This is a genomic window from Flavobacterium seoulense (assembly GCF_000695795.1).
GTDB lineage: Bacteria > Bacteroidota > Bacteroidia > Flavobacteriales > Flavobacteriaceae > Flavobacterium > Flavobacterium seoulense.
In genome coordinates this window covers 1-19,555 of the sequence record NZ_JNCA01000015.1, presented here as the reverse complement: position 1 = coordinate 19,555, position 19,555 = coordinate 1, and the positions used below count along the sequence as shown (strand labels likewise).

General features: G+C 32.4%; 18 protein-coding genes. 6 read left to right on the top strand and 12 right to left on the bottom strand.

Translation table 11 applies throughout. The features are described 5' to 3' along the window. Positions 1–3 precede the first annotated feature (3 nt). From FEM21_RS07840 to FEM21_RS07830, 3 genes are all read right to left on the bottom strand, one after another. Positions 4–2,784 carry an outer membrane beta-barrel protein gene (locus FEM21_RS07840; protein WP_035659353.1) on the bottom strand — a complete coding sequence of 927 codons (2,781 nt, stop codon included), beginning with the start codon at positions 2,782–2,784 and terminating at the stop codon, positions 4–6. Between the two features lie 185 nt (positions 2,785–2,969). Beyond that, positions 2,970–3,968 carry a glycosyltransferase family 9 protein gene (locus tag FEM21_RS07835; protein ID WP_035659392.1) on the bottom strand — a complete coding sequence of 333 codons (999 nt, stop codon included), beginning with the start codon at positions 3,966–3,968 and terminating at the stop codon, positions 2,970–2,972. A gap of 42 nt (positions 3,969–4,010) precedes the next feature. After that, a complete protein-coding gene (locus FEM21_RS07830; RefSeq protein WP_035659351.1) occupies positions 4,011–4,616 on the bottom strand; it encodes a DUF4254 domain-containing protein in 606 nt (201 codons plus the stop codon). A 98-nt stretch (positions 4,617–4,714) separates the two neighbouring features. Between FEM21_RS07830 and upp the strand changes: the two genes are divergently transcribed. Next, positions 4,715–5,368 carry a uracil phosphoribosyltransferase gene (gene upp, locus FEM21_RS07825; RefSeq protein ID WP_035659390.1) on the top strand — a complete coding sequence of 218 codons (654 nt, stop codon included), beginning with the start codon at positions 4,715–4,717 and terminating at the stop codon, positions 5,366–5,368. Here upp and FEM21_RS07820 read toward each other — a convergent pair. Continuing rightward, entirely contained in the window at positions 5,358–6,293 is a 936-nt protein-coding gene (locus FEM21_RS07820; protein WP_035659349.1) for a DUF6427 family protein, read from the bottom strand. The genes upp and FEM21_RS07820 overlap by 11 nt on opposite strands. 141 nt (positions 6,294–6,434) lie before the next feature. Between FEM21_RS07820 and FEM21_RS07815 the strand changes: the two genes are divergently transcribed. Beyond that, positions 6,435–6,665, top strand: a complete 231-nt coding sequence (locus FEM21_RS07815) for a DUF6341 family protein (protein WP_035659347.1) — start codon at positions 6,435–6,437, stop codon at positions 6,663–6,665. An 85-nt stretch (positions 6,666–6,750) separates the two neighbouring features. Here the strand turns inward: FEM21_RS07815 and purD are convergent, their stop codons facing one another. Further along, positions 6,751–8,025, bottom strand: a complete 1,275-nt coding sequence (gene purD, locus FEM21_RS07810; protein ID WP_035659345.1) for a phosphoribosylamine--glycine ligase — start codon at positions 8,023–8,025, stop codon at positions 6,751–6,753. A gap of 150 nt (positions 8,026–8,175) precedes the next feature. Between purD and FEM21_RS07805 the strand changes: the two genes are divergently transcribed. Together FEM21_RS07805 and FEM21_RS07800 are read left to right on the top strand one after the other, a co-directional pair. Further along, positions 8,176–9,486 carry a phenylacetate--CoA ligase family protein gene (locus FEM21_RS07805; RefSeq protein ID WP_035659344.1) on the top strand — a complete coding sequence of 437 codons (1,311 nt, stop codon included), beginning with the start codon at positions 8,176–8,178 and terminating at the stop codon, positions 9,484–9,486. 41 nt (positions 9,487–9,527) lie between these two features. Then, on the top strand, positions 9,528–10,049 hold the full coding sequence (locus FEM21_RS07800; protein ID WP_035659342.1) for an ORF6N domain-containing protein: 522 nt from the start codon (positions 9,528–9,530) through the stop codon (positions 10,047–10,049). Here the strand turns inward: FEM21_RS07800 and FEM21_RS07795 are convergent, their stop codons facing one another. The 5 genes from FEM21_RS07795 to FEM21_RS07775 form a co-directional block, all read right to left on the bottom strand. After that, a complete protein-coding gene (locus tag FEM21_RS07795; RefSeq protein ID WP_035659341.1) occupies positions 10,050–10,817 on the bottom strand; it encodes a glycosyltransferase family 2 protein in 768 nt (255 codons plus the stop codon). A 2-nt stretch (positions 10,818–10,819) separates the two neighbouring features. Next, on the bottom strand, positions 10,820–11,803 hold the full coding sequence (locus FEM21_RS07790) for a UDP-glucuronic acid decarboxylase family protein (protein WP_035659340.1): 984 nt from the start codon (positions 11,801–11,803) through the stop codon (positions 10,820–10,822). Positions 11,804–11,827: 24 nt separating this feature from the next. Continuing rightward, on the bottom strand, positions 11,828–13,507 hold the full coding sequence (locus tag FEM21_RS07785) for a DUF6909 family protein (RefSeq protein ID WP_035659339.1): 1,680 nt from the start codon (positions 13,505–13,507) through the stop codon (positions 11,828–11,830). Beyond that, positions 13,507–15,006, bottom strand: coding sequence for a GH3 auxin-responsive promoter family protein (locus tag FEM21_RS07780; protein WP_035659337.1), 1,500 nt, complete (start codon positions 15,004–15,006; stop codon positions 13,507–13,509). The genes FEM21_RS07785 and FEM21_RS07780 overlap by 1 nt, the downstream gene beginning before the upstream one ends. Positions 15,007–15,067: 61 nt before the next feature. Beyond that, positions 15,068–15,571 carry a hypothetical protein gene (locus tag FEM21_RS07775; protein WP_035659335.1) on the bottom strand — a complete coding sequence of 168 codons (504 nt, stop codon included), beginning with the start codon at positions 15,569–15,571 and terminating at the stop codon, positions 15,068–15,070. A 215-nt stretch (positions 15,572–15,786) separates the two neighbouring features. Between FEM21_RS07775 and FEM21_RS07770 the strand changes: the two genes are divergently transcribed. Continuing rightward, positions 15,787–15,963 carry a Sec-independent protein translocase subunit TatA/TatB gene (locus tag FEM21_RS07770; RefSeq protein WP_035659334.1) on the top strand — a complete coding sequence of 59 codons (177 nt, stop codon included), beginning with the start codon at positions 15,787–15,789 and terminating at the stop codon, positions 15,961–15,963. Positions 15,964–16,037: 74 nt separating this feature from the next. Here the strand turns inward: FEM21_RS07770 and FEM21_RS07765 are convergent, their stop codons facing one another. Continuing rightward, the gene (locus FEM21_RS07765) at positions 16,038–18,161 is read right to left on the bottom strand and encodes a Tex family protein (RefSeq protein WP_035659333.1); all 2,124 of its coding nucleotides are present in this window, start codon (positions 18,159–18,161) and stop codon (positions 16,038–16,040) included. Positions 18,162–18,214: 53 nt separating this feature from the next. Here FEM21_RS07765 and FEM21_RS07760 point away from each other — a divergent pair, with 53 nt between their 5' ends. After that, positions 18,215–18,463: a DUF1294 domain-containing protein gene (locus FEM21_RS07760; protein WP_035659332.1), complete on the top strand. Its 249-nt coding sequence runs from the start codon at positions 18,215–18,217 to the stop codon at positions 18,461–18,463. A 67-nt stretch (positions 18,464–18,530) separates the two neighbouring features. On the opposite strand, the gene rpiB is transcribed toward FEM21_RS07760, so the two are convergent. Next, complete coding sequence (rpiB, locus tag FEM21_RS07755) at positions 18,531–18,962, bottom strand: ribose 5-phosphate isomerase B (RefSeq protein WP_035659331.1); 432 nt, start codon at positions 18,960–18,962, stop codon at positions 18,531–18,533. Positions 18,963–19,555 lie beyond the last annotated feature (593 nt).

Genomic DNA, 19,555 nt, shown 5'->3' with positions numbered 1-19,555 from the left:
TATTTATTTTTTTGTTCCTCCTCCATTTTTAAAATTCCAGGTAAAACCTATCATAGCATATCTTCTAAGCCTGTCGTTTTGTTCCTGACTAATGGTGTTTTCATACACATTTCTTTGTATTCCTATATTTTGATTTAAAATATCACGTATCAGAAAATAGGCAGTAAACTCATCATTTTTAAAAGTGCGTTGTAATCTTGCATTCCACAATTGATTGGTCAGATTATCTTGAAAATCGACTGTTTTTTGTCGTGTATTCAAATTATAATCAGTAGATAATTTCCATTTTTCAGCAAAATAAACTCCTACATCCAGACTCAAATTATTAGTGTTAAACGATTTAACTTCATTATTTTGAGAAGTACTATTTCTATTAAATGAAAATCGGTTACTTAAATTAATATCATATTGCTTTTGTTTAAACTTACTTAAATAAACAGATAATCCTGTGTTCAAATTCTTTGCACTTCCCATTTTGTCATTAATACTCAGTACCGATTTACTGTAGCTAAAAGATGGGCTAAAATCAGCTCTTAAGTCTAATTTCTTTATTTTTAATCCGTAACCAAAATAAAAATTTCCTGAAAAGTTTCCATTTGTATTGATGGGCTTAGAAACTGTTTTAGCCGTTTCCGGATCAATCACTCTACTGTAAATAATAGCATTACTTGTTGTGCTGAAATTTAGTCCCTGATAAATCTGAGTTTCAGTCAGCATATCATAACTACCCTGATTGATATTGATATTGTTTGTAAAAGATTGCTTTAAATCTGGATTTCCTACCGTTTGATTAAAAAAGTCCTGATTGTTTCTCAAAGGCTGCAATTGATCAAGCGTAGGCTGTCTGGTTGATCCCTGATAATTAATCCTTAAGTTACTATTGCTTTTATACTTATAGGAGAAATTCGCCGAAGGGAAAAAATTAGTATAACTACGCTTGTATTCCTTATTCATAGTTTTATCTAACAAATCAAAAGAAGTAAATCCAAAACCGCTTCCAATGCTATAATTGATTTTTTTAGCATTATAGCTCAATTTTATATTGGGTCTGTGTGTGATAAAAGTCTGTTCAAACTCATTTGATAATGAAGATACCAATTGATCATATCTTCCTGTATCTTCGGAATAATCATAGGTTAATTGATTATTCTTGCCTGTATCATAAGCAATTTGGTATGCAAACTGAAGTGACAACTGCTTGGCAATAGGTTCAGAATAACTAAAACTTGCTGAAAGATTTTGACTTGTTCTGTCTCCTATTTTATTTTGATTTACAGTATCTTTTGTAGCAAGAATACCTTCGATATAACTTTCATTAGAAGATTTTAACAAGTTATCTGAGTTGGTACTCAACCTACTCCAACTACCATTTACCGAAAACGTACGACGTGGTTTAGCAAATTTATGTTTGAATAAAAAACCCGCTGACAAAGCTGATTTATCTGAATTTGTATTGAATGACCGTTGTTGTTTATTTTTTAATATTCCGTCATTTCCTTTTGTCTCTCCGTTTGTAAATTCATCACTGTTAGTATCATAAAAATTAGTTCTGGCAGAGAATTTTATAGAATTTACCGAATCTAATTTTACATCATAAACCGCATTAAGCTTAAAATTACTTCTGTCAACATTAGTTACCGTAGATCGGTTTTCATTTAATTGCGTTTCACCCACTTGTGTTTGGGAAATTCTGCTGCTGTTATTAGTGTAAATTTGGTTATTGAATTTTGGCGAAATATTCAGGTTTTGTTTGTCATTCCACTTGTTAGTGTACTGCAATCCTGCATTCGTATTTTTGATAAATCCATTTTGCGTATTAATACGCGGTTCGCCATCATTATTGTCTCCTACCCATTCATAGCTTACATTTCCATCATCATCCATATTCATACTAATATTGTTATCACGGGCTCCAAATTTTTCACTGTCTTCCCAACCCAGTCCATCTTGACCCGTATTTCCATTTAATAAAAAAGCAGATAATTTCCTTTTGCCTTTAAAACTGCTAAACATTAAATTAGTATTGTATCTGGAATCAGCATCTGTAAACGGCTGATTCGCTCCGTCTATTTTACCAAAATATCCTTTTTTCTTATCTTCTTTTAATTTCAGATTGATTGTTTTTTGGGTTTTTCCATCGTCAATTCCTGTAAATTCAGCCAGTTCACTTTTCTTATCAAATACCTGAACTTCCTTTACTGCATCGGCACGTAAATTTTTAACGGCCATACCCGGATCATCACCAAAAAATTCTTCGCCATCTACCAATACTTTTTGTACCGTTTCTCCCATCGCTTTTATAGCTCCGTTTCTATCTACCTGAATTCCGGGAAGTTTTTTAAGTAATTCTTCCACATTTGCATTGGCATCTACTTTAAAATCACTGGCTCTGTAACTGGTGGTATCACCTTTAATTCTTATAGATCCTGTTTTAATTACTACTTCTCTTAAAAGCTCAATTTTACTCCTTAAAGGAATAGTTCCCAGCTTTTTTTCATTTTCATTCATAGTAATCACATCCACATAATCGGCGTATTGATTGTGTGAAGTCATCAGTATATAATCACCTGATTTTACATTCTTGAGATTAAATTTTCCTTGTTTATCCGATCGGGTAAATTTGTATAAGATAGAATCTATAGGAGTTAACAAAGCTACAACTGAATTGTAAACGGGAGTTTTTTCATTAGCATCGGTGATAACACCTGAAATAGTTGCTTTTTGAGAAAAAACTGAAAATGAACATAAGAAGAAAATTGTAACTAGACCTATAGTTTTTTTCATAAATAGTAATGATTTAAAATATTACTTCTGCTCACAAAATCAATTTAATGGCGAGCCAAAGTAGTATTTTTAATACTAATAATTTAAAAGCTGTTTGTTAAATAATTTATAAAATTATTCTTTCAATAAAAAACTCAGGAAATATAAGGCTTTGCTAAAAATACATTTTAACTTCCTTACTTACATTACTTTAAAATTTGTAGAATAGAATCGACCGTAATCGTTCGCATAGCCTCTTCGTAACCTGAAACAATCTTATTCCCGTAAACCGAAGTAGGCAATAATCGATATTTTTCCCTATCAGAAACCAAAGCGTTTTTCAATGGTTGATTAAATGGTGAAAATCCGGCAAAAGGATGTGTAGCGCCCCAAAGTGTAACCACTTTTACGCCTAACATGGCTGCAATATGAGCATTTCCGGAATCCATAGAAAGCATCACATCCAGATTACTAATCAATTGTAATTCCTGCTGAAATTTTATTTTTCCAGCCATATTGATTACATTTTCGTATGGAGACGAAATAGAATCCAAAATTTCTATTTCTTTTTTTCCTCCGCCAAAAAGCAAAATAGTATGATTTTTATTTTCAGCTAATTTCGAAATCACTTGCTGCATTAAATCTAAAGGATAGACTTTAGATTCATATTGTGCAAAAGGCGCAATTCCAATTAGTTTCTGATGGTTTTCGCCTATTATCGAAACAATTTCAGAACTTAAAACAGCTTTTTCAGGAAAAACGGGATTCGATAAATCGATGTCAAAACCTAATTTTTTAAATACCTGAATATGATTTTCAAACATCGTTGGCAGCTGCTTGAACACTTTATTTTCAAGAGCCGTTAATGCTTTTTTACCTTCACGGCCTTTGTCAACAGCAGCGACTTTTTTTCCGCTTAAAGCAAAAAGTGTTCGTACCACTTTAGATCGGAGTACACTATGCAAATCAGCAAAAGCATCGATTTTTAATTGTTTTAAATCACTAAACAAGCGTAATAGTCCTAAGAAACCTTTATGTCTTTCTTTTTCGTCGAAAGCAAAAAATGAAAGATTCGGTATTCCGTCAAAAAAAGGTTTGAAAAATGGTCGGGAAATTACCGTTATTTTAATTGTAGGATACTGTTTTACAAAAGCGCGTAAAACAGGAACCGTCATGGCGACATCTCCCATAGCGGAAAGTCTCATGACGGCGATATGCTTTATTTTTGGAGTCAACTGACTTTTCAATTATTTCTTTCCTTGGTACAAAACAGGATTCAATTCATCGTCATTGTACATTTTCATTTGCTTGTACACTTTCATGAATTTGTCTCCATTTTCAATATCAGTCAACAAATCATCAATGGCTGTAGATAAATCTGTTCTTTGCTCTAAAAGTACGTTTAATTTTTCCTGACATTTATCTCTGTGTTCTTGTGAAGCTTCAGCACGAGTAGCTTCTTCAGTCATGTGATAAATTTTTAAAGCCAAAATTGACAAACGGTCAAATGCCCATGCCGGACTTTCAGAGTTGATTTTAGCCTCTTCTTTTACAACAACTTTGCTGTATTTTTGTAGAAAATAACTATCAATATATTCCACCATATCCGTACGTTCCTGATTAGAAGCATCAATTCTTCTTTTTAAAGTCAAAGCAGCAACAGGATCGATTTGCGGATCACGAATAATATCTTCAAAATGCCATTGAACGGTGTCAATCCAGTTTTTTAAATACAATAAATGCTCAAACTGTTCCTTTGGATAAGGATTGTTTATAGGTTGGTCTACATTATCAAACTGATGATAATCTTTTATACTTTGCTCAAAAACGGAATAAGCTAATTTTGAAAACATATTTATCTTTTTATTTAGACAAAGATACTTTTTATACTTTTATAAAAAAATTACTATTCAACTTTCTATTTGTCATTATAACAAACCTTTATTCTCCTATGAAAATCCATAATCTATCAGAAAAAAACAGCATTTTAAATCATTTTTTAGGAGAAATAAGAGATGTAAATATCCATAAAGACGCGATGCGTTTTAGACGAAATATCGAACGCATTGGCGAAATTATGGCTTATGAATTAAGCAAAGAATTAGCCTACAATGATATCGAAATCCAAACTCCCATTGGAATCAAAAAAACAACTCAAATTGCTAATCCCATTGTGCTTTGCTCCATTCTAAGAGCTGGATTAGCGATGCATATAGGTTTTTTAAATTATTTTGACCAGGCCGAAAACGGATTTATTTCAGCCTACAGACATCATCCTAATAACGACGATGATTTTGAAATAAAAGTTGAATATCAGGCCATTCCTGATATTACTGACAAATGCTTGTTATTAATCGATCCTATGCTTGCCACAGGACAATCTATTGTTGCGGTTTATAACAAACTGATTGAAAGAGGAATTCCTAAAACCATTCATATTGCCGTAACAATCGCCGTTCCTGAAGGAATTGCTTATCTGGAAAAACATCTGTCAGACAATTGCCATTTATGGATTGGCGCTTTAGACGAAAAACTAAATGAGCATAGTTATATTGTTCCGGGTCTTGGAGACGCAGGCGATTTGGCTTACGGAATCAAACTATAATTTGGGAGAAAAAAGCAAATAAACTGCACAACATTACTATTCCTAAAGCTAATTCCTGATTGAGTTTAATTTGTGGCATTTCGATGTGACTTGTTGCCATCATTGCTAAAGGAGCAATTGTAAACACTAATAAATCGTTGCTTTTTCCCTCTGAAATTACATAGATAACTACACCAATAAAAAAAGCATATAAGATTTTTTTAAACGAAGCATGCAACAATAATGGCCTTGATGATAAAGTCATTGCAATTGAAATAATGAAAAACAACGCCATTGTAGCATAAATAGACAAAGCTGCGTTTTGATAATCATTAGTAAAATAATCAATGCTAAAATTAGTCTGAACTCCATTTACAATATAATTAATGGCATCATTATTAAATAATAACGAATACAAAGCAAAAAGAATTGCTATTGCAAAAAAAGCAATAAAAGGCAAAATCCAGTTTCTATAATCGCCTGCAACGTGAGCAATTATCGAAATAAAAACTAATATTAGATAAAGAATACACCAAAAATGAAATAATGAAGCCACAAAAATCCATATAGAAGCATCAAATATTTTCTCTTTAGAAACTTTTTGAGATTGTAACGAAATAAGTCGTCGAAAAGCCAAAAGAATAAAAAAGTTAGCTAAAACAAGATTGAAATTGTCAAAAAGTGACGGAAAAAAAAGTAGAAACAACAGGAAAAACAAAATGCTGTAAGCACTGTCTCTGCTCAGATCATTCTTTTTTGTTACAAAAGTAGTAATCAATGCCGAAGCCAGAATAATCAAGCCAATTCCTATTTTTTCTAAAACTAAAATAGCCGAATGTGACCAAGCTAAATCCTGAATTTGGTATATAAAACCAAAAAACAATATCAAAAATACTACTAAAGAAAAATTTAATGGTGTAGATTTTTTAAAAACACTTGTAATCATAAGGATATTTTATACTTTTGTGACTGTAAATATAATACTTGTTTAAAAAGGAAACGAGTTATAGTAAAATTTTATTGGCATAATAAATTTTAAATATTTACTAATTTATAACAACGATTCATAAAATTTAAATTCTATATCATGAAAGCATTTTTCGAAGGAATACAATCTCTTTTTGTTGATTTTCTTTTCTTACCATTAGATTGGTTACGTTCATTAGAACTAATTTCTTGGTTTGGCGCTAATACAATTAACTGGATTTTTATGATTATCTGTTCAGCTGCAATTGTTTACTGGATCAAACAATTACGTATTTTTGACGCTGCTGGAACTGAAAATCAAGATACTACAGCTCACTCTTTCTTTAAATAAGAAGAAAAAAACAATACAAGTTTATATAAAAAAACGTCCCGATAGCTTTATCGGGACGTTTTTTTATGTCTAATTGGTTCCGATTTTAAACTAAATCGAAACCAATATCTTTTCTAAAATACACATTGTCAAAATGGATAGCTTCAATGTTTTGGTATGATTGTGCCAAAGCTTCCTGGAAAGAATTACCATAAGAAGTAATTGCCAGTACACGACCTCCATTAGTAACTACATTTCCGTTATCTAATTTTGTTCCTGCATGAAAAACAATAGAATTATTTACGTTTTCTAAACCAGTAATTACTTTTCCTTTTTCAAAATCTTCAGGATATCCGCCAGAAACAAGCATTACAGTAGTAGCGCTTCTTTCGTCTATTTCTAATTCAATTTTGTCTAATTTTTCATTGGCTACAGCCTGAAATAATTCTACTAAATCCGTTTTTAGTCTTGGAATAACTACTTCAGTTTCCGGATCTCCCATTCGAACATTGTATTCAATTACAATTGGTTCGTTTTTAACATTGATTAATCCAATAAAAACAAAACCTTTATACGGAATTCCGTCTTTTTGAAAACCTTCGATAGTCGGTTTTACAATGCGGGTTTCAATTTTTTCCATCAACACTGCATCAACATAAGGAACCGGAGAAACCGCTCCCATTCCGCCTGTATTCAATCCTGTATCACCTTCACCAATACGTTTGTAATCTTTGGCTGTTGGTAAAATTTTATAGCTTTTCCCGTCAGTCAATACAAAACAGCTCAATTCGATTCCGTCCAAAAATTCTTCGATAACCACTTTTGAACTTGCAGCACCAAATTTTTGACCTACTAACATATTTCTTAATTCAGATTTAGCTTCTTCTAAATCCTGAATAATCAACACTCCTTTTCCAGCTGCTAAACCATCTGCTTTTAATACATAAGGCGGAGCTAAAGTTTCTAAGAAATCACATCCTTTTTCAACCGTTTCGGCAGTAAAACTATCATAAGCTGCAGTAGGAATTTTATGTTTTACCAAAAATTCTTTAGCAAATTCTTTACTTCCTTCCAATGTTGCTCCTAATTTTGAAGGACCAATTACCGGAACATGACTTAAAGCTGAATCAGCCAGGAAAAAGTCATAAATACCTCTTACTAAAGGATCTTCAGGACCTACCACAACCATTTGGATGTTTTCTTTGATAACCAAAGCTTTGATGGCTTCAAAATCGGTTACCGCAATGTTTACATTAGTTGCAATTTCAGCCGTTCCGGCGTTTCCAGGTGCCATAAAAAGGGTATCACAAAGCGGACTTTGAACCATTTTCCATGCAAATGCATGCTCTCTTCCTCCTGAACCCAATAGTAATATATTCATGTCTTTAAATTTTAGTTGCAAAAACTCATTTTTAGAGTGCTGCAAAAATAATTGCTTTTGAACTGAAAAAATAATTATTTATTAAAAAGTTGTCGATTCTACACCTTTAGTTCTTGTTATAATATTATTTTTGAAGAAATAACAGTTTTGATGTTTTCTATTTTCGACCTTTCGCTGCAACTAAATGCTTTCCCAATTAAGAAAGCAAAATCCGATTTGGACAAAATAGTTGCACTTTCTCCTCAAGAAAAAAAGCAATTTATTGAAAATCAGAAACAAGCTATTGTTGATTATCATTTACAAAACAATGCCTTTTATCAAAATTTAGTCGGCTCCAAAGAATATAAAAACTGGGAAGATTTACCTGTTTTAAACAAAACTAATCTTCAAATTCCTTTAAAAAATAGAATCTCTAAAGGTTTTACAATACAAAACTGTTACATTAATAAAACTTCTGGTTCCAGTGGAGAACCTTTTATTTTTGCCAAAGACAAATATACTCATGCCCTAACCTGGGCTTCAAATATGTATCGTTTTGGCTCGTTTGGTATCGATTTTAATCGTTCGCTGCAAGCTCGGTTTTATGGCATTGCGTTGGATTTTATCGGATACAGAAAAGAACGTTTTAAGGATTTTTTGAGTAAGCGTTATCGGTTTCCTGTTTTTGATTTATCGGATGCAGTTTTAGAAAAAATACTGAAAAAATTCGAAAATACAAAATTCGATTACCTCAACGGCTACACGAGTTCAATTGTTTTGTTTGCCAAATTTTTACGAAAGCGAAACCTCATCTTAAAGGAAATTTGTCCCACTTTGAAAGTATGTATGGTCACTTCCGAAATGCTTTTTGAGGATGATAGAAAATTGTTAGAAATGCAATTTGGAATTCCAATTGTCAATGAATATGGCGCTTCAGAACTGGATTTGATTGCTTTCGAAAACCCCGAAAACGGATGGCGAATCAATTCCGAAACGCTGTTTGTGGAAATTCTGGATGAAAACAATCAGGTTTTGCCTTACGGATCAGCAGGTCGAATTGTAATTACTTCTTTGTTCAACAAAGCGCATCCTTTTATCCGTTATGATATTGGTGATATTGGAATTTTGGATGAAAAAAGTACTTTAGAAAAACCCATTCTAAAACAACTTATTGGTAGAACCAATGATGTAGCCATTCTCCCAAGTGGAAAAAAATCGCCAGGATTGACATTTTATTATGTAACCAAATCGATTATTGAAGACGATGGAAACGTCAAAGAATTTGTTATCAAACAACAAAAAATCGACAGTTTTGAAATTGAATATGTAAGCGAAACCGAATTAGATTTGTCACAAATTCAAAAAATAGAACAGGTAATAACTTTATATTTAGAGCCCAACCTAAATTTTGAATTCATTCGAAAAGACACATTAGAAAGAACCGCAAGAGGAAAACTAAAACAATTTACATCTTTCTTATAATGTAAATAAAATCGTATATTAGTATTTCTAAATACTAAGCGATGGACTCCAAACTTATTCTTTCGGAAGAAACAATTTCTAATAACATCTACTACATTAGAAATCAAAAAGTAATGCTAGATAGAGATTTAGCATCACTTTATGGAATTGAAACCAAAGTTTTAAATCAAGCTGTTAAACGTAACATTTCTCGATTCCCCGAAGATTTTATGTTTCAACTTACTGAAACTGAATTTCAAAACTTGAAGTCACAAATTGTGACCTCAAGTTGGGGCGGAACACGAAAATTACCTTCTGTATTCACTGAACACGGCATTTTAATGTTATCAAGTGTTTTGAATAGCGAAAAAGCCATTCAAACCAATATTCAAATTATGAGGATTTTTGCCAAAGTAAGACAAATGCTTCTCGATACCACCGAAATAAAATTGGATATTGTCCAAATTCAAAAGAAACTAGAAAATCAAGGTAAAAATATTGAATTGGTTTTCTCTTATTTAGATGAGTTAACCAATAAAAAAGAGGAGCAGAAACCAAGAACAAAAATTGGATATAAAAAATAATTAAATGCTCTTAATATATCGTGGTTTTATCGCTAATTGCGTAATTAAAAACCCAATCATACACAAGCTGGAAACTACTAAATTAAAGCCGTGAAACTGCCTGTAAACCGCAAAATTATATTGAATTAAAGCAGTCTTAGAAGTAGAAAGCGAATTTTCCCTGATTCTATAAATTGCCAAACTTTCAGGAACTGGTTTAACCGTTTTAATCTCTTTTAAAATAGTAAGCCAATGCATCCAATCTTGACGTTTTCGAATATTAGAAATATTTATTTTTCCAAAATAATCTACATCATAAATTCCCGTCAGATTGCCTACATAATTGCAAAAAAACAATTGCAAATAAGATAAATTTCGTGGTGCTTCTACTCTTTTATTCAATGAATTTCCTTGCTCATCAATACAATCATAAAACGAAAAAGTAAACGGTAAATTATTTGTTTTCATGAAATTGATTTGCTTTTCCAATTTATCCAATTTCCACAAATCATCGGCATCCAGAAAAGAAATATACTTTCCATTGGCTTTTTCCAAAGCAAAATTTCTTGCAACTCCAGTTCCTAAATTTTTTTCTAACGAATAAAATTGAATCCTTTTATCCGTTAGAAATGAAGTTATTATTGTTTGGGTTTCATCTGTCGAACCATCGTCAACCAAGATGATTTCCCAGTTTTGATACGTTTGATTTTGGACAGAAATAATAGTATCTGAAATGTATTTTTCAGAATTGAATGTTGGTATAATTACAGATACTAAAGGCTTTTCCATTTTTACTTAATATAATCCGTAAAATCCTTATGCTCTTCTTTAGAAAGTTCTTCCGGAGATAACGATTTGAAGTATTCATAGGTGATTTTCATTCCTTCGGCACGACCTACTTTAGCTTCCCAACCTAATAATTCTTTGGCTTTGGTAGTATCCGGTTGACGCTGTAATGGATCATTTATTGGCAAAGGATGATACACCACTTTTTGATTGGTTCTTGTTAATTTGATGATTTCTTCAGCAAAATCCTTGATGGTAATTTCATCTGGATTTCCAATGTTTACCGGATACACATAATCAGAATGCAGCAAACGGAAAATTCCTTCTACCTGATCGTCTACATAGCAAAACGAACGCGTTTGCAACCCATCACCAAAAATGGTTAAATCCTCGCCACGAATCGCCTGACCAATAAAAGCCGGAATTACACGACCGTCGTTAAGACGCATTCTTGGCCCGTAAGTATTAAAAATTCGAACAATACGCGTTTCTACACCGTGAAAAGTATGGTACGCCATCGTGATGGATTCCTGGAATCTTTTGGCTTCGTCATAAACACCTCTTGGACCTATCGTATTTACATTTCCATAGTAATCTTCCGTTTGAGGATGAACTAATGGATCTCCATAAACTTCAGAAGTAGATGCAATCAAAATTCGGGCTTTTTTAACTCTTGCTAATCCTAATAAATTATGTGTTCCAAGTGAACCAACTTTCAAAGTCTGAATTGGAATTTTCAAATAATCAATCGGGCTTGCCGGTGAGGCAAAATGCAAAATATAATCTAATTCGCCTGGAACGTGAACAAATTTACTCACATCATGATGATAAAATTCGAAATTTTCCAGTTTGAATAAATGTTCAATATTTTTCAAATCTCCTGTAATGAGATTGTCCATTCCTATAACAAAATATCCTTCTTTGATAAAACGATCGCATAAATGAGAACCTAAAAATCCCGCTGCACCTGTAATCAATATTCTTTTCATAAGTATATGTTCATCAATTATTTTCTAACTGATATTAAAAATTTGTTCTAATATTTTAATAGTAATCAAATAAGTAGGTTTTACACCCGTAGTTCCCAGTCCGCCTGAAGCGAGCGTACTTCCGGTTTCTAACGGATTATCCGATGCATAATAAGCATAACGCACTTTGACATCTTTTGGGATACTTTTTCTAATTTTAGATGCTGATTGAATGGCTTTTTGATAATGAGAACCTTCCATTTCTAAGCCAATAACGCTCCAGGTCGAATCATGGAAAAACTTCAATAAATCCCTGTTTTGTAATGAAGTTCCCAAAACGGTAACCATAGAACCCGAAAAAACAGCAATATTATTACCCTGAAACATTTCGGGAGTTAATTCATTTTCGAAAAAATAATTATCAGCCGTTCCTTCATTAATATGCGCATTCGGAATCATGATATCTCCCTTTTCTCCTTCCAGAATTCCTGCTTTTCCCATAATCGAAACCGATTCTACATTGAGAAAAATATTCTTTTTATACGGTTTCAATAACTCATCAACGGTTTCATACGCTTGTTCGCCAAAGGCATAATCCATTACAATCAACACTGGTTTTTGATCACCAAAATTAGCATTTGGGAAAGAAGTTGTTGACCAGTCAATTTTAGCGGTATCAAAAATTTGAACATCAATGTTGGTTCCTACAGTTTCTGGCAAAAAAATCATTCCTTGTTGTAAAGCCACTTCTTTAACCGAATTTCTAATTTCGTTAGCCGATGATTTGCTTAATTCTCCATAGATATCAAAATCAGATTTGCCTTTAAGAGCCGTTTTCAAAACATTTTTAGCAAAAATAGAATTCATTACCGAATGCATATTGGCACTAATTATATGAATAGGACGGTCTAAAAGCTGATTTTCTTTTAAAACCTCCTTGATATTCGTTGCCCATATTTCGCCGTGCATATGATGCCCTAAACGCTCTCTAAGAATCGGACTGAAAGTAATCGTTCTTTTATTATTTCCCATTACCTCTTCGATGGCTAATTTTCCTAACCAAAAAATGATATGTAAAAAACGATCCGGGACATCTACCGAAGCAAAATCGTCATAGATTTCTAATACATCTTCAAAAGTTCGGGCCAGAATATTTGCTGCATGCGAAATAGCAATTTCTTTTTCTATCAGACTTAACTTTTCATTTTTTAAAACCGCTTGCTCTAATTTTAACCAATCGCGCGAAACTTCGCCTCCATCGTCAAGTAAAACACGGTCTTTTATTTTATGTGATTCGATGAAAATAAAAGTCAGATGCGTCAAAATATCATAAATGTCCGAACGTCCACGAGTGATTTCGACATTCATTTGTTCTTCGTCAATTCGGTAACAATTACGTCTTCTTTTTGGTGGAATTATTGGTTGAAAATGCGATTTAGAATAACCTTCATCAGAAGTTAAATTGATAAATCGGCATTCTTCAATTCCTACCGGCAAACGCTCAATTACATACAAAAGTCCTTTTAATTCTACTTTTTCATCGGCAATATTACCGTAGATTTCAGGTCTTAAAGTCAATAATGCTTCACGCAAAGTATCGCCCGAAATTCCCATTGGTTTATAAAATCCTCTATTGAATAAATGTCGCATGGTAATGTACATTTTTTCAATAGCCGCCGATGATTCCTGAGCTCTGGTTCTTGATGTATTTTTAGTTTCTTTCATTAGTTTTTAGATAAAAAATCAGCAATTTTTCTATCATTAGAAAGTCTCGGAATTTTATTTTGACCTCCTAATTTCCCAATGGATTTCATGTATTCCTGAAAACCATTTTTTGGCACTTTGGTAACAACCACTTTTCGCAACACATTGCCTACAATCAAATCGTCGTAGTAAATGTTTTGTTTACGCATGGCATTATCTATCGCTTCCGCAAAATGTTCTAAATTTTCAGGTTCTCCAGAAGTTTCAGAATCAAATTCTATAAACCATTCGTGATACGGTAAACCACTTTCAGGATTGATTTGAGGTGCAACAGTAAACTCGTTTACACGAATGTTAGTTCCTTCGACAGCTTCCTGTAAAGCACTTTCAACTTCTTTACCAATAACGTGTTCGCCAAAAGCCGAAATATAATGTTTGATTCTGCCCGAAACAATGACACGATACGGTTTCAACGAAGTAAACAGAACGGTATCGCCAATATTATAGCCCCAAAGTCCCGCATTCGTAGAAATAATTAGCACATAATTCACGCCCAATTCTACTTCGCCAATGGTATAACGTTTTGGATTTTCAGTATAAAATTCGTCCGATTTTATGAATTCGTAGAAAATTCCAGAATTCAACAATAACAACATTCCTTTTTCTTTTTGGGAATCCTGATAAGCGAAAAAACCTTCCGAAGCCGGAAACAATTCGATACTATCTACTTTTCTACCAATTAAATTTTCAAATTTCGCCCGATAGGGTTCATAATTCACACCTCCGTAAATGAACAAATTGAAATTTTTGAAAATGTCTCCAATCGGCTTCCCTCCTTTTTGTTGTAAACGCTCAAAATACATTTGCACCCAGGACGGAATTCCAGAAATCACCGTCATATTCTTATCGAATGTTTCTTCTACAATCGCATCTACTTTGGTTTCCCAATCATCGATACAATTGGTTTCCCAGGAAGGCATGCGGTTTTTTTGTAAATATTTTGGAACAAAATGTGCTACAATTCCTGAAAGTCGTCCAAATTTAATTCCGTATTTTTCTTCCAGAATAGGACTTCCCTGCAGGAAAATCATTTTTCCATCTACAAAATCGGCTTTACCCGTTTCATGAATATAATGCAAAATCGCATTTCGGGCCGCTTCAATATGATACGGCATAGATTCTTTAGTCAACGGAATGTATTTAGCTCCCGAAGTGGTTCCCGACGTTTTTGCAAAATACAAAGGTTTGCCTTTCCACAACACATTTTCCTCGCCTTTTACTACTTTCTCCACATAAGATTTTAAATCTTCATAATCCCGAATGGGAACTTTTTTAGCAAAATCTTCGGTAGTTTTAATTTGATCAAAATGATGGTCTTTTCCAAATTGCGTTTGCTGCGCATCTTTGATTAAACTTTCAAAAACGGCTTGTTGCGTAGCAACTGGATTTCTTGCCCAAAGCTGTGTTTTTTTATAAATATTTTTAGCAAATAGTTTTGCCGCTATTGATTTTATTGACATTTTGTTTTGCTGATTAATTTTTTTCGAAGAAAAATAAATTCCATTTTAATAAATCAAGTACTTACTTTTTCTTCTTTTTAGACACCGTTTGCTGTGCTTTTTTATCTTCTTTTTCTACCTCAGCTCTCAATTCTAATTCTTCTTTCGATGGTGATAAATCAGTTTTTTCAATTGTATCTGTCGCAACAGCTAAAATGGAATCTTTATTGAATTTAGCATAATCTAATTGTCCATTAAGTACTTTTTGAATCGATTGAATATAGGCTTCGTTTTTCTTTAGAGCCATGGTTAGGGAATCAGATTTTAATGCTAATTCAGTAGCATCTTTTTTCAATTTTGTCGAAGAATATCCCGGAATAAATTCCCGTAAAGGTGTAAAAGCGATGATAAAAGTTGTCACCGTAATTAAAAAAATAGCTCCTAATGTAGCCACCACAAAAACATTCATCAAAGTAAGTTTTAAAGAAAAAGTTTCCTCAAAAGTATCTTCATTCAATATAACCAATCGGTTTTTAGTGAATAATTTCTTGTGAAGTTTCTTTCTTTTTAATCTTTTACCAGACATATTTTTTCTTTATTTCACAAATATAATAATTAATGTAAAGCAATGTATGCCGTAGCTATTAGCTTATGATTATAAATAATTTAAAAAAAATTAAATAATTTTTAACGTTATAAAAACTAAATAATTGTCTTAAAATGAGTTCCTAATTAAGTTATTCTAATTATATTTGTAGCCAGTTTTTATTACAAATTTGCTTCGGCATAAATTATTCAATCATGGGAAGATTAGGTTTACCAGAAATCCTTGTTATAGTGGCAGTTATTTTATTACTTTTTGGAGGTAAAAAAATTCCGGAATTAATGAAAGGTTTAGGTAGTGGAATTAAGGAATTCAAAAATGCTGCTAAAGACGGAGATCAGCCTGCTGATAAAAAAGAAGACGAAACTAAATAAAAAATTTATTTTTTATTAAAAATCCCAAAATCTAATGTCATAATTGGATTTTGGGATTTTTTGTTTTTACTGTTTTACAAAACCATCGTTAACTGAATACGTTTTCTGTCTTCATCCACTTCAGTGACTTTTACTTCAACGTGCTGATGTAGTTTTACAACCTCATTCACATCGCTTACAAAACCTGCTTTGAGCTGAGAAATATGAACTAATCCGCTTTCTTTAATTCCAATATCAACAAAACAGCCAAAATTGGTAATGTTATTGACAATTCCGTTCAAAATCATTCCTGTTTTTAAATCTTTAATCGATTTTACATTGGGATCAAATTCAAATACTTTCGCTGATTTTCTCGGATCCAATCCTGGTTTTTCTAATTCTTTAATAATGTCTTTTAAAGTTAACAAACCTATTTCGGGCGTAATATAATTTTCTGCTTTAATCAAAGCTGTTTTTTCTTTATTGGCAATTAAATCACCAACTTTTAACTTTAAATCTTTTGCCATTTTTTCAACAATTCCATACGCTTCGGGATGCACCGCCGAATTATCCAATGGATTTTTTCCGTCTTTTATTCGAATAAAAGCCACACCTTGCTGATAGGCTTTTTCGCCTAATCGAGGTACTTTTTTTAATTGTTTTCTGTCTTCAAAAGGACCGTTTTCAGAGCGATAATTAACAATATTTTCGGCAAGCTTCTCTCCTATTCCACTCACATAACTTAACAAATGTTTAGATGCCGTATTGATATTTACGCCAACCGAATTCACGCAACGAATTACTGTAGTATCCAATTCTTCTTTCAGTTTACTTTGATCTACATCATGCTGGTATTGGCCTACGCCAATGGCTTTTGGATCAATTTTTACCAATTCGGCCAAAGGATCACTCAAACGACGACCAATAGAAACCGAACCACGCACCGTTACATCATAATTTGGAAATTCTTCTCTCGCCGTTTTAGAAGCCGAATACACCGAAGCTCCAGCCTCAGAAACTACAAAAACCTGAACCGGCTTATCCAAAGCAATTTTTTTGATAAAGAATTCTGTTTCGCGTGAAGCGGTACCATTTCCTATCGAAATGGCTTCAATATTATAAGCATTCACCATCGAACGGATTTTTTTCATCGCCATCGCGCTTTCATTTTGAGGTGCGTGTGGATAAATGGTTTCATTGTATAACAAATCGCCTTTTTCATCCAGACAAACCACTTTACAACCACTTCTAAATCCAGGATCAATAGCTAAAATTCGTTTTTCACCCAATGGTGGTGCCAACAATAATTGCCCTAAATTATTAGCAAAAACCTGAATCGAATTGGCATCAGCCTTAGCTTTGGCTTCTTGTAAAGTTTCATTAGAAATTGCAGGATTTAGTAATCTTTTATACGAATCTTCGATAGCTAATTGCACATGTGACGTTGCCGGACTTTGCCCTTTTAAAACCAATTCGTCAATAATATCATAAGCTTCATCAATATCAACTTCTACTTTGAACTTGATAAATCCTTCGTTTTCGGCACGAAGCATTGCCAATAAACGATGCGAAGGTGCTTTTGTTAACGGTTCTGACCAATCGAAATATTGGTTGAATTTTTGAGCGTCTGCTTCATCCTTTTTTGTTTTTACTACCTTGGTTGTAATGGTAGCTTTACGCTGAAACAATCTTCGCAATTGTTTACGAACAGAAATATTTTCATTAATCCATTCGGCAATAATATCACGTGCGCCTTGTAAAGCGGCTTCTTTATTAATAACATTTTCATTGATATATTTTGTCGAAATAAAATCAACATCATCGTTATTTTGCGCCATGATAATTTTCGCCAAAGGTTCCAATCCGTTTTCACGAGCCACATCGGCCTTGGTTTTTTTCTTCTTTTTAAACGGCAGATAAAAATCCTCTAATTCCTGTAAATCGAAGCTTTGCTGGATTTTTTTATCTAATTCAGATGTCAATGCGTTTTGCTCATCGATTGATTTTAAAATGGCTTCTTTTCGTTTTACGATGGTTTCGTATTCTTTTTGAAGTTTAGCAATTTGTTCAATAATCGTTTCATCCAAATTACCTGTTTTATCTTTTCGATAACGGGAAATAAACGGAATGGTGCAATCTTCTTCTAATAATTGAACCGTATTTTGAATGTTTATAGCTGCTGTAGCAACTGATTTTGATATAAATTGTATATTAGTCATTGGTATATTTTTCTATTCGCTAAAATAATATCTTTGTTTTTAATTTGATACTAATGCTTTCTTTATTCTATGCTTTATTAACAATCAATTTTTTAGCTTTTCTTCTTATTGGCTATGATAAATATTTAGCAAAAAACTACAAAAGAAGAATTTCTGAAAAAACACTTTTAAGTTTTACCTTTTTTGGTGGAACCATTGGATCCGGATTATCTATGTTGATTTTCAGGCATAAAATTGCTAAACGAAGTTATTTATTTAAGTTTTGGACAATTGTAATTATTCAGATTCTGGTATTATTTTAATAAATAAAAAAAGCCCGGTGAAAAACCGAGCTTTACTATCTAATTTGGTGCGAAGCACCGTAATTTTTTATTTACAAGCAATTTTATCTACACGATTTTGGTGTCTTCCACCTTCAAAAGCAGTTTCTAAAAATGTTTCTACAATTTCGATAGCTTGTTGAATTGAAGTATAACGGGCAGGAATACTCACAATATTAGCATCGTTATGCAAACGTGTTAAATAAGCAATTTCTTTAGTCCAGCATAAACCAGCTCTCACTCCGGCATGTTTATTAACAGTCATAGCAATTCCGTTTCCTGAACCGCAAATTACAATTCCGTAATCAGCTTTTCCTTCTTCAACATCAGTTGCAACAGGATGTCCAAAATCAGGATAATCTACAGAAGCTTCGGTATCAGTACCATAATTAGTTACCTGATGCCCTTTTGATTCTAAATATTGAACAATTGCTTTTTTATATTCTGGACCAGCGTGATCGTTTCCTATAGAGATTTTCATTTTTATGTATTTAATTTGTTGCAAATTTACCAAAAACTATTCGTATTTTATTATTTAAAAAATACCCTAAGTATCAAATTTACTTTTGCATCTATAAATAACAGAAAATTAATAGAATAGCGGCTTATTAACATTTTTAATAATTCATAAAACATTGAAAATCAATTCTTATTCAATAATTAATTTGTTAATTTTTTGAGTTGTTAATAGCGTTTCATAATTAGCTGATTTTCAGTTAACTTTAATTTAACACGAATTGTTAATAAGTTAAGAAAGAAAATTAGAAGTATTTTTTGGTTGTATTAAAAAAATATCTAATCCAAAATTGGAATTTAAAAACCTAAAAAAGTTTGAACGATTTTTAGAAAAGTTATAAACACAAAAAATGATTTTATTAATACCTTTTAAAAAAATACTTATTTACATTTTAAAATACTTTTCGATTATTAACCGTTGTTAATTAAAATTCAAAAAAGCTTAAAAATTAAATATTTAAACCAAAACAAGCTTGTTAATAACTCTTGATAACGAAGAAAAACTTCATTTAAAAACAAATTCTAAAAAAATTATTGCAGCTATTAACAAGCTATAAT

Excerpts from the sequence above, each read along its gene's own strand:
- FEM21_RS07840 (WP_035659353.1), bottom strand. The coding sequence starts at position 2,784 with ATGAAAAAAACTATAGGTCTAGTTACAATTTTCTTCTTATGTTCATTT.
- FEM21_RS07835 (WP_035659392.1), bottom strand. The coding sequence starts at position 3,968 with ATGAGACTTTCCGCTATGGGAGATGTCGCCATGACGGTTCCTGTTTTA.
- FEM21_RS07830 (WP_035659351.1), bottom strand. The coding sequence starts at position 4,616 with ATGTTTTCAAAATTAGCTTATTCCGTTTTTGAGCAAAGTATAAAAGAT.
- upp (WP_035659390.1), top strand. The coding sequence starts at position 4,715 with ATGAAAATCCATAATCTATCAGAAAAAAACAGCATTTTAAATCATTTT.
- FEM21_RS07820 (WP_035659349.1), bottom strand. The coding sequence starts at position 6,293 with ATGATTACAAGTGTTTTTAAAAAATCTACACCATTAAATTTTTCTTTA.
- FEM21_RS07815 (WP_035659347.1), top strand. The coding sequence starts at position 6,435 with ATGAAAGCATTTTTCGAAGGAATACAATCTCTTTTTGTTGATTTTCTT.
- purD (WP_035659345.1), bottom strand. The coding sequence starts at position 8,025 with ATGAATATATTACTATTGGGTTCAGGAGGAAGAGAGCATGCATTTGCA.
- FEM21_RS07805 (WP_035659344.1), top strand. The coding sequence starts at position 8,176 with ATGTTTTCTATTTTCGACCTTTCGCTGCAACTAAATGCTTTCCCAATT.
- FEM21_RS07800 (WP_035659342.1), top strand. The coding sequence starts at position 9,528 with ATGGACTCCAAACTTATTCTTTCGGAAGAAACAATTTCTAATAACATC.
- FEM21_RS07795 (WP_035659341.1), bottom strand. The coding sequence starts at position 10,817 with ATGGAAAAGCCTTTAGTATCTGTAATTATACCAACATTCAATTCTGAA.
- FEM21_RS07790 (WP_035659340.1), bottom strand. The coding sequence starts at position 11,803 with ATGAAAAGAATATTGATTACAGGTGCAGCGGGATTTTTAGGTTCTCAT.
- FEM21_RS07785 (WP_035659339.1), bottom strand. The coding sequence starts at position 13,507 with ATGAAAGAAACTAAAAATACATCAAGAACCAGAGCTCAGGAATCATCG.
- FEM21_RS07780 (WP_035659337.1), bottom strand. The coding sequence starts at position 15,006 with ATGTCAATAAAATCAATAGCGGCAAAACTATTTGCTAAAAATATTTAT.
- FEM21_RS07775 (WP_035659335.1), bottom strand. The coding sequence starts at position 15,571 with ATGTCTGGTAAAAGATTAAAAAGAAAGAAACTTCACAAGAAATTATTC.
- FEM21_RS07770 (WP_035659334.1), top strand. The coding sequence starts at position 15,787 with ATGGGAAGATTAGGTTTACCAGAAATCCTTGTTATAGTGGCAGTTATT.
- FEM21_RS07765 (WP_035659333.1), bottom strand. The coding sequence starts at position 18,161 with ATGACTAATATACAATTTATATCAAAATCAGTTGCTACAGCAGCTATA.
- FEM21_RS07760 (WP_035659332.1), top strand. The coding sequence starts at position 18,215 with ATGCTTTCTTTATTCTATGCTTTATTAACAATCAATTTTTTAGCTTTT.
- rpiB (WP_035659331.1), bottom strand. The coding sequence starts at position 18,962 with ATGAAAATCTCTATAGGAAACGATCACGCTGGTCCAGAATATAAAAAA.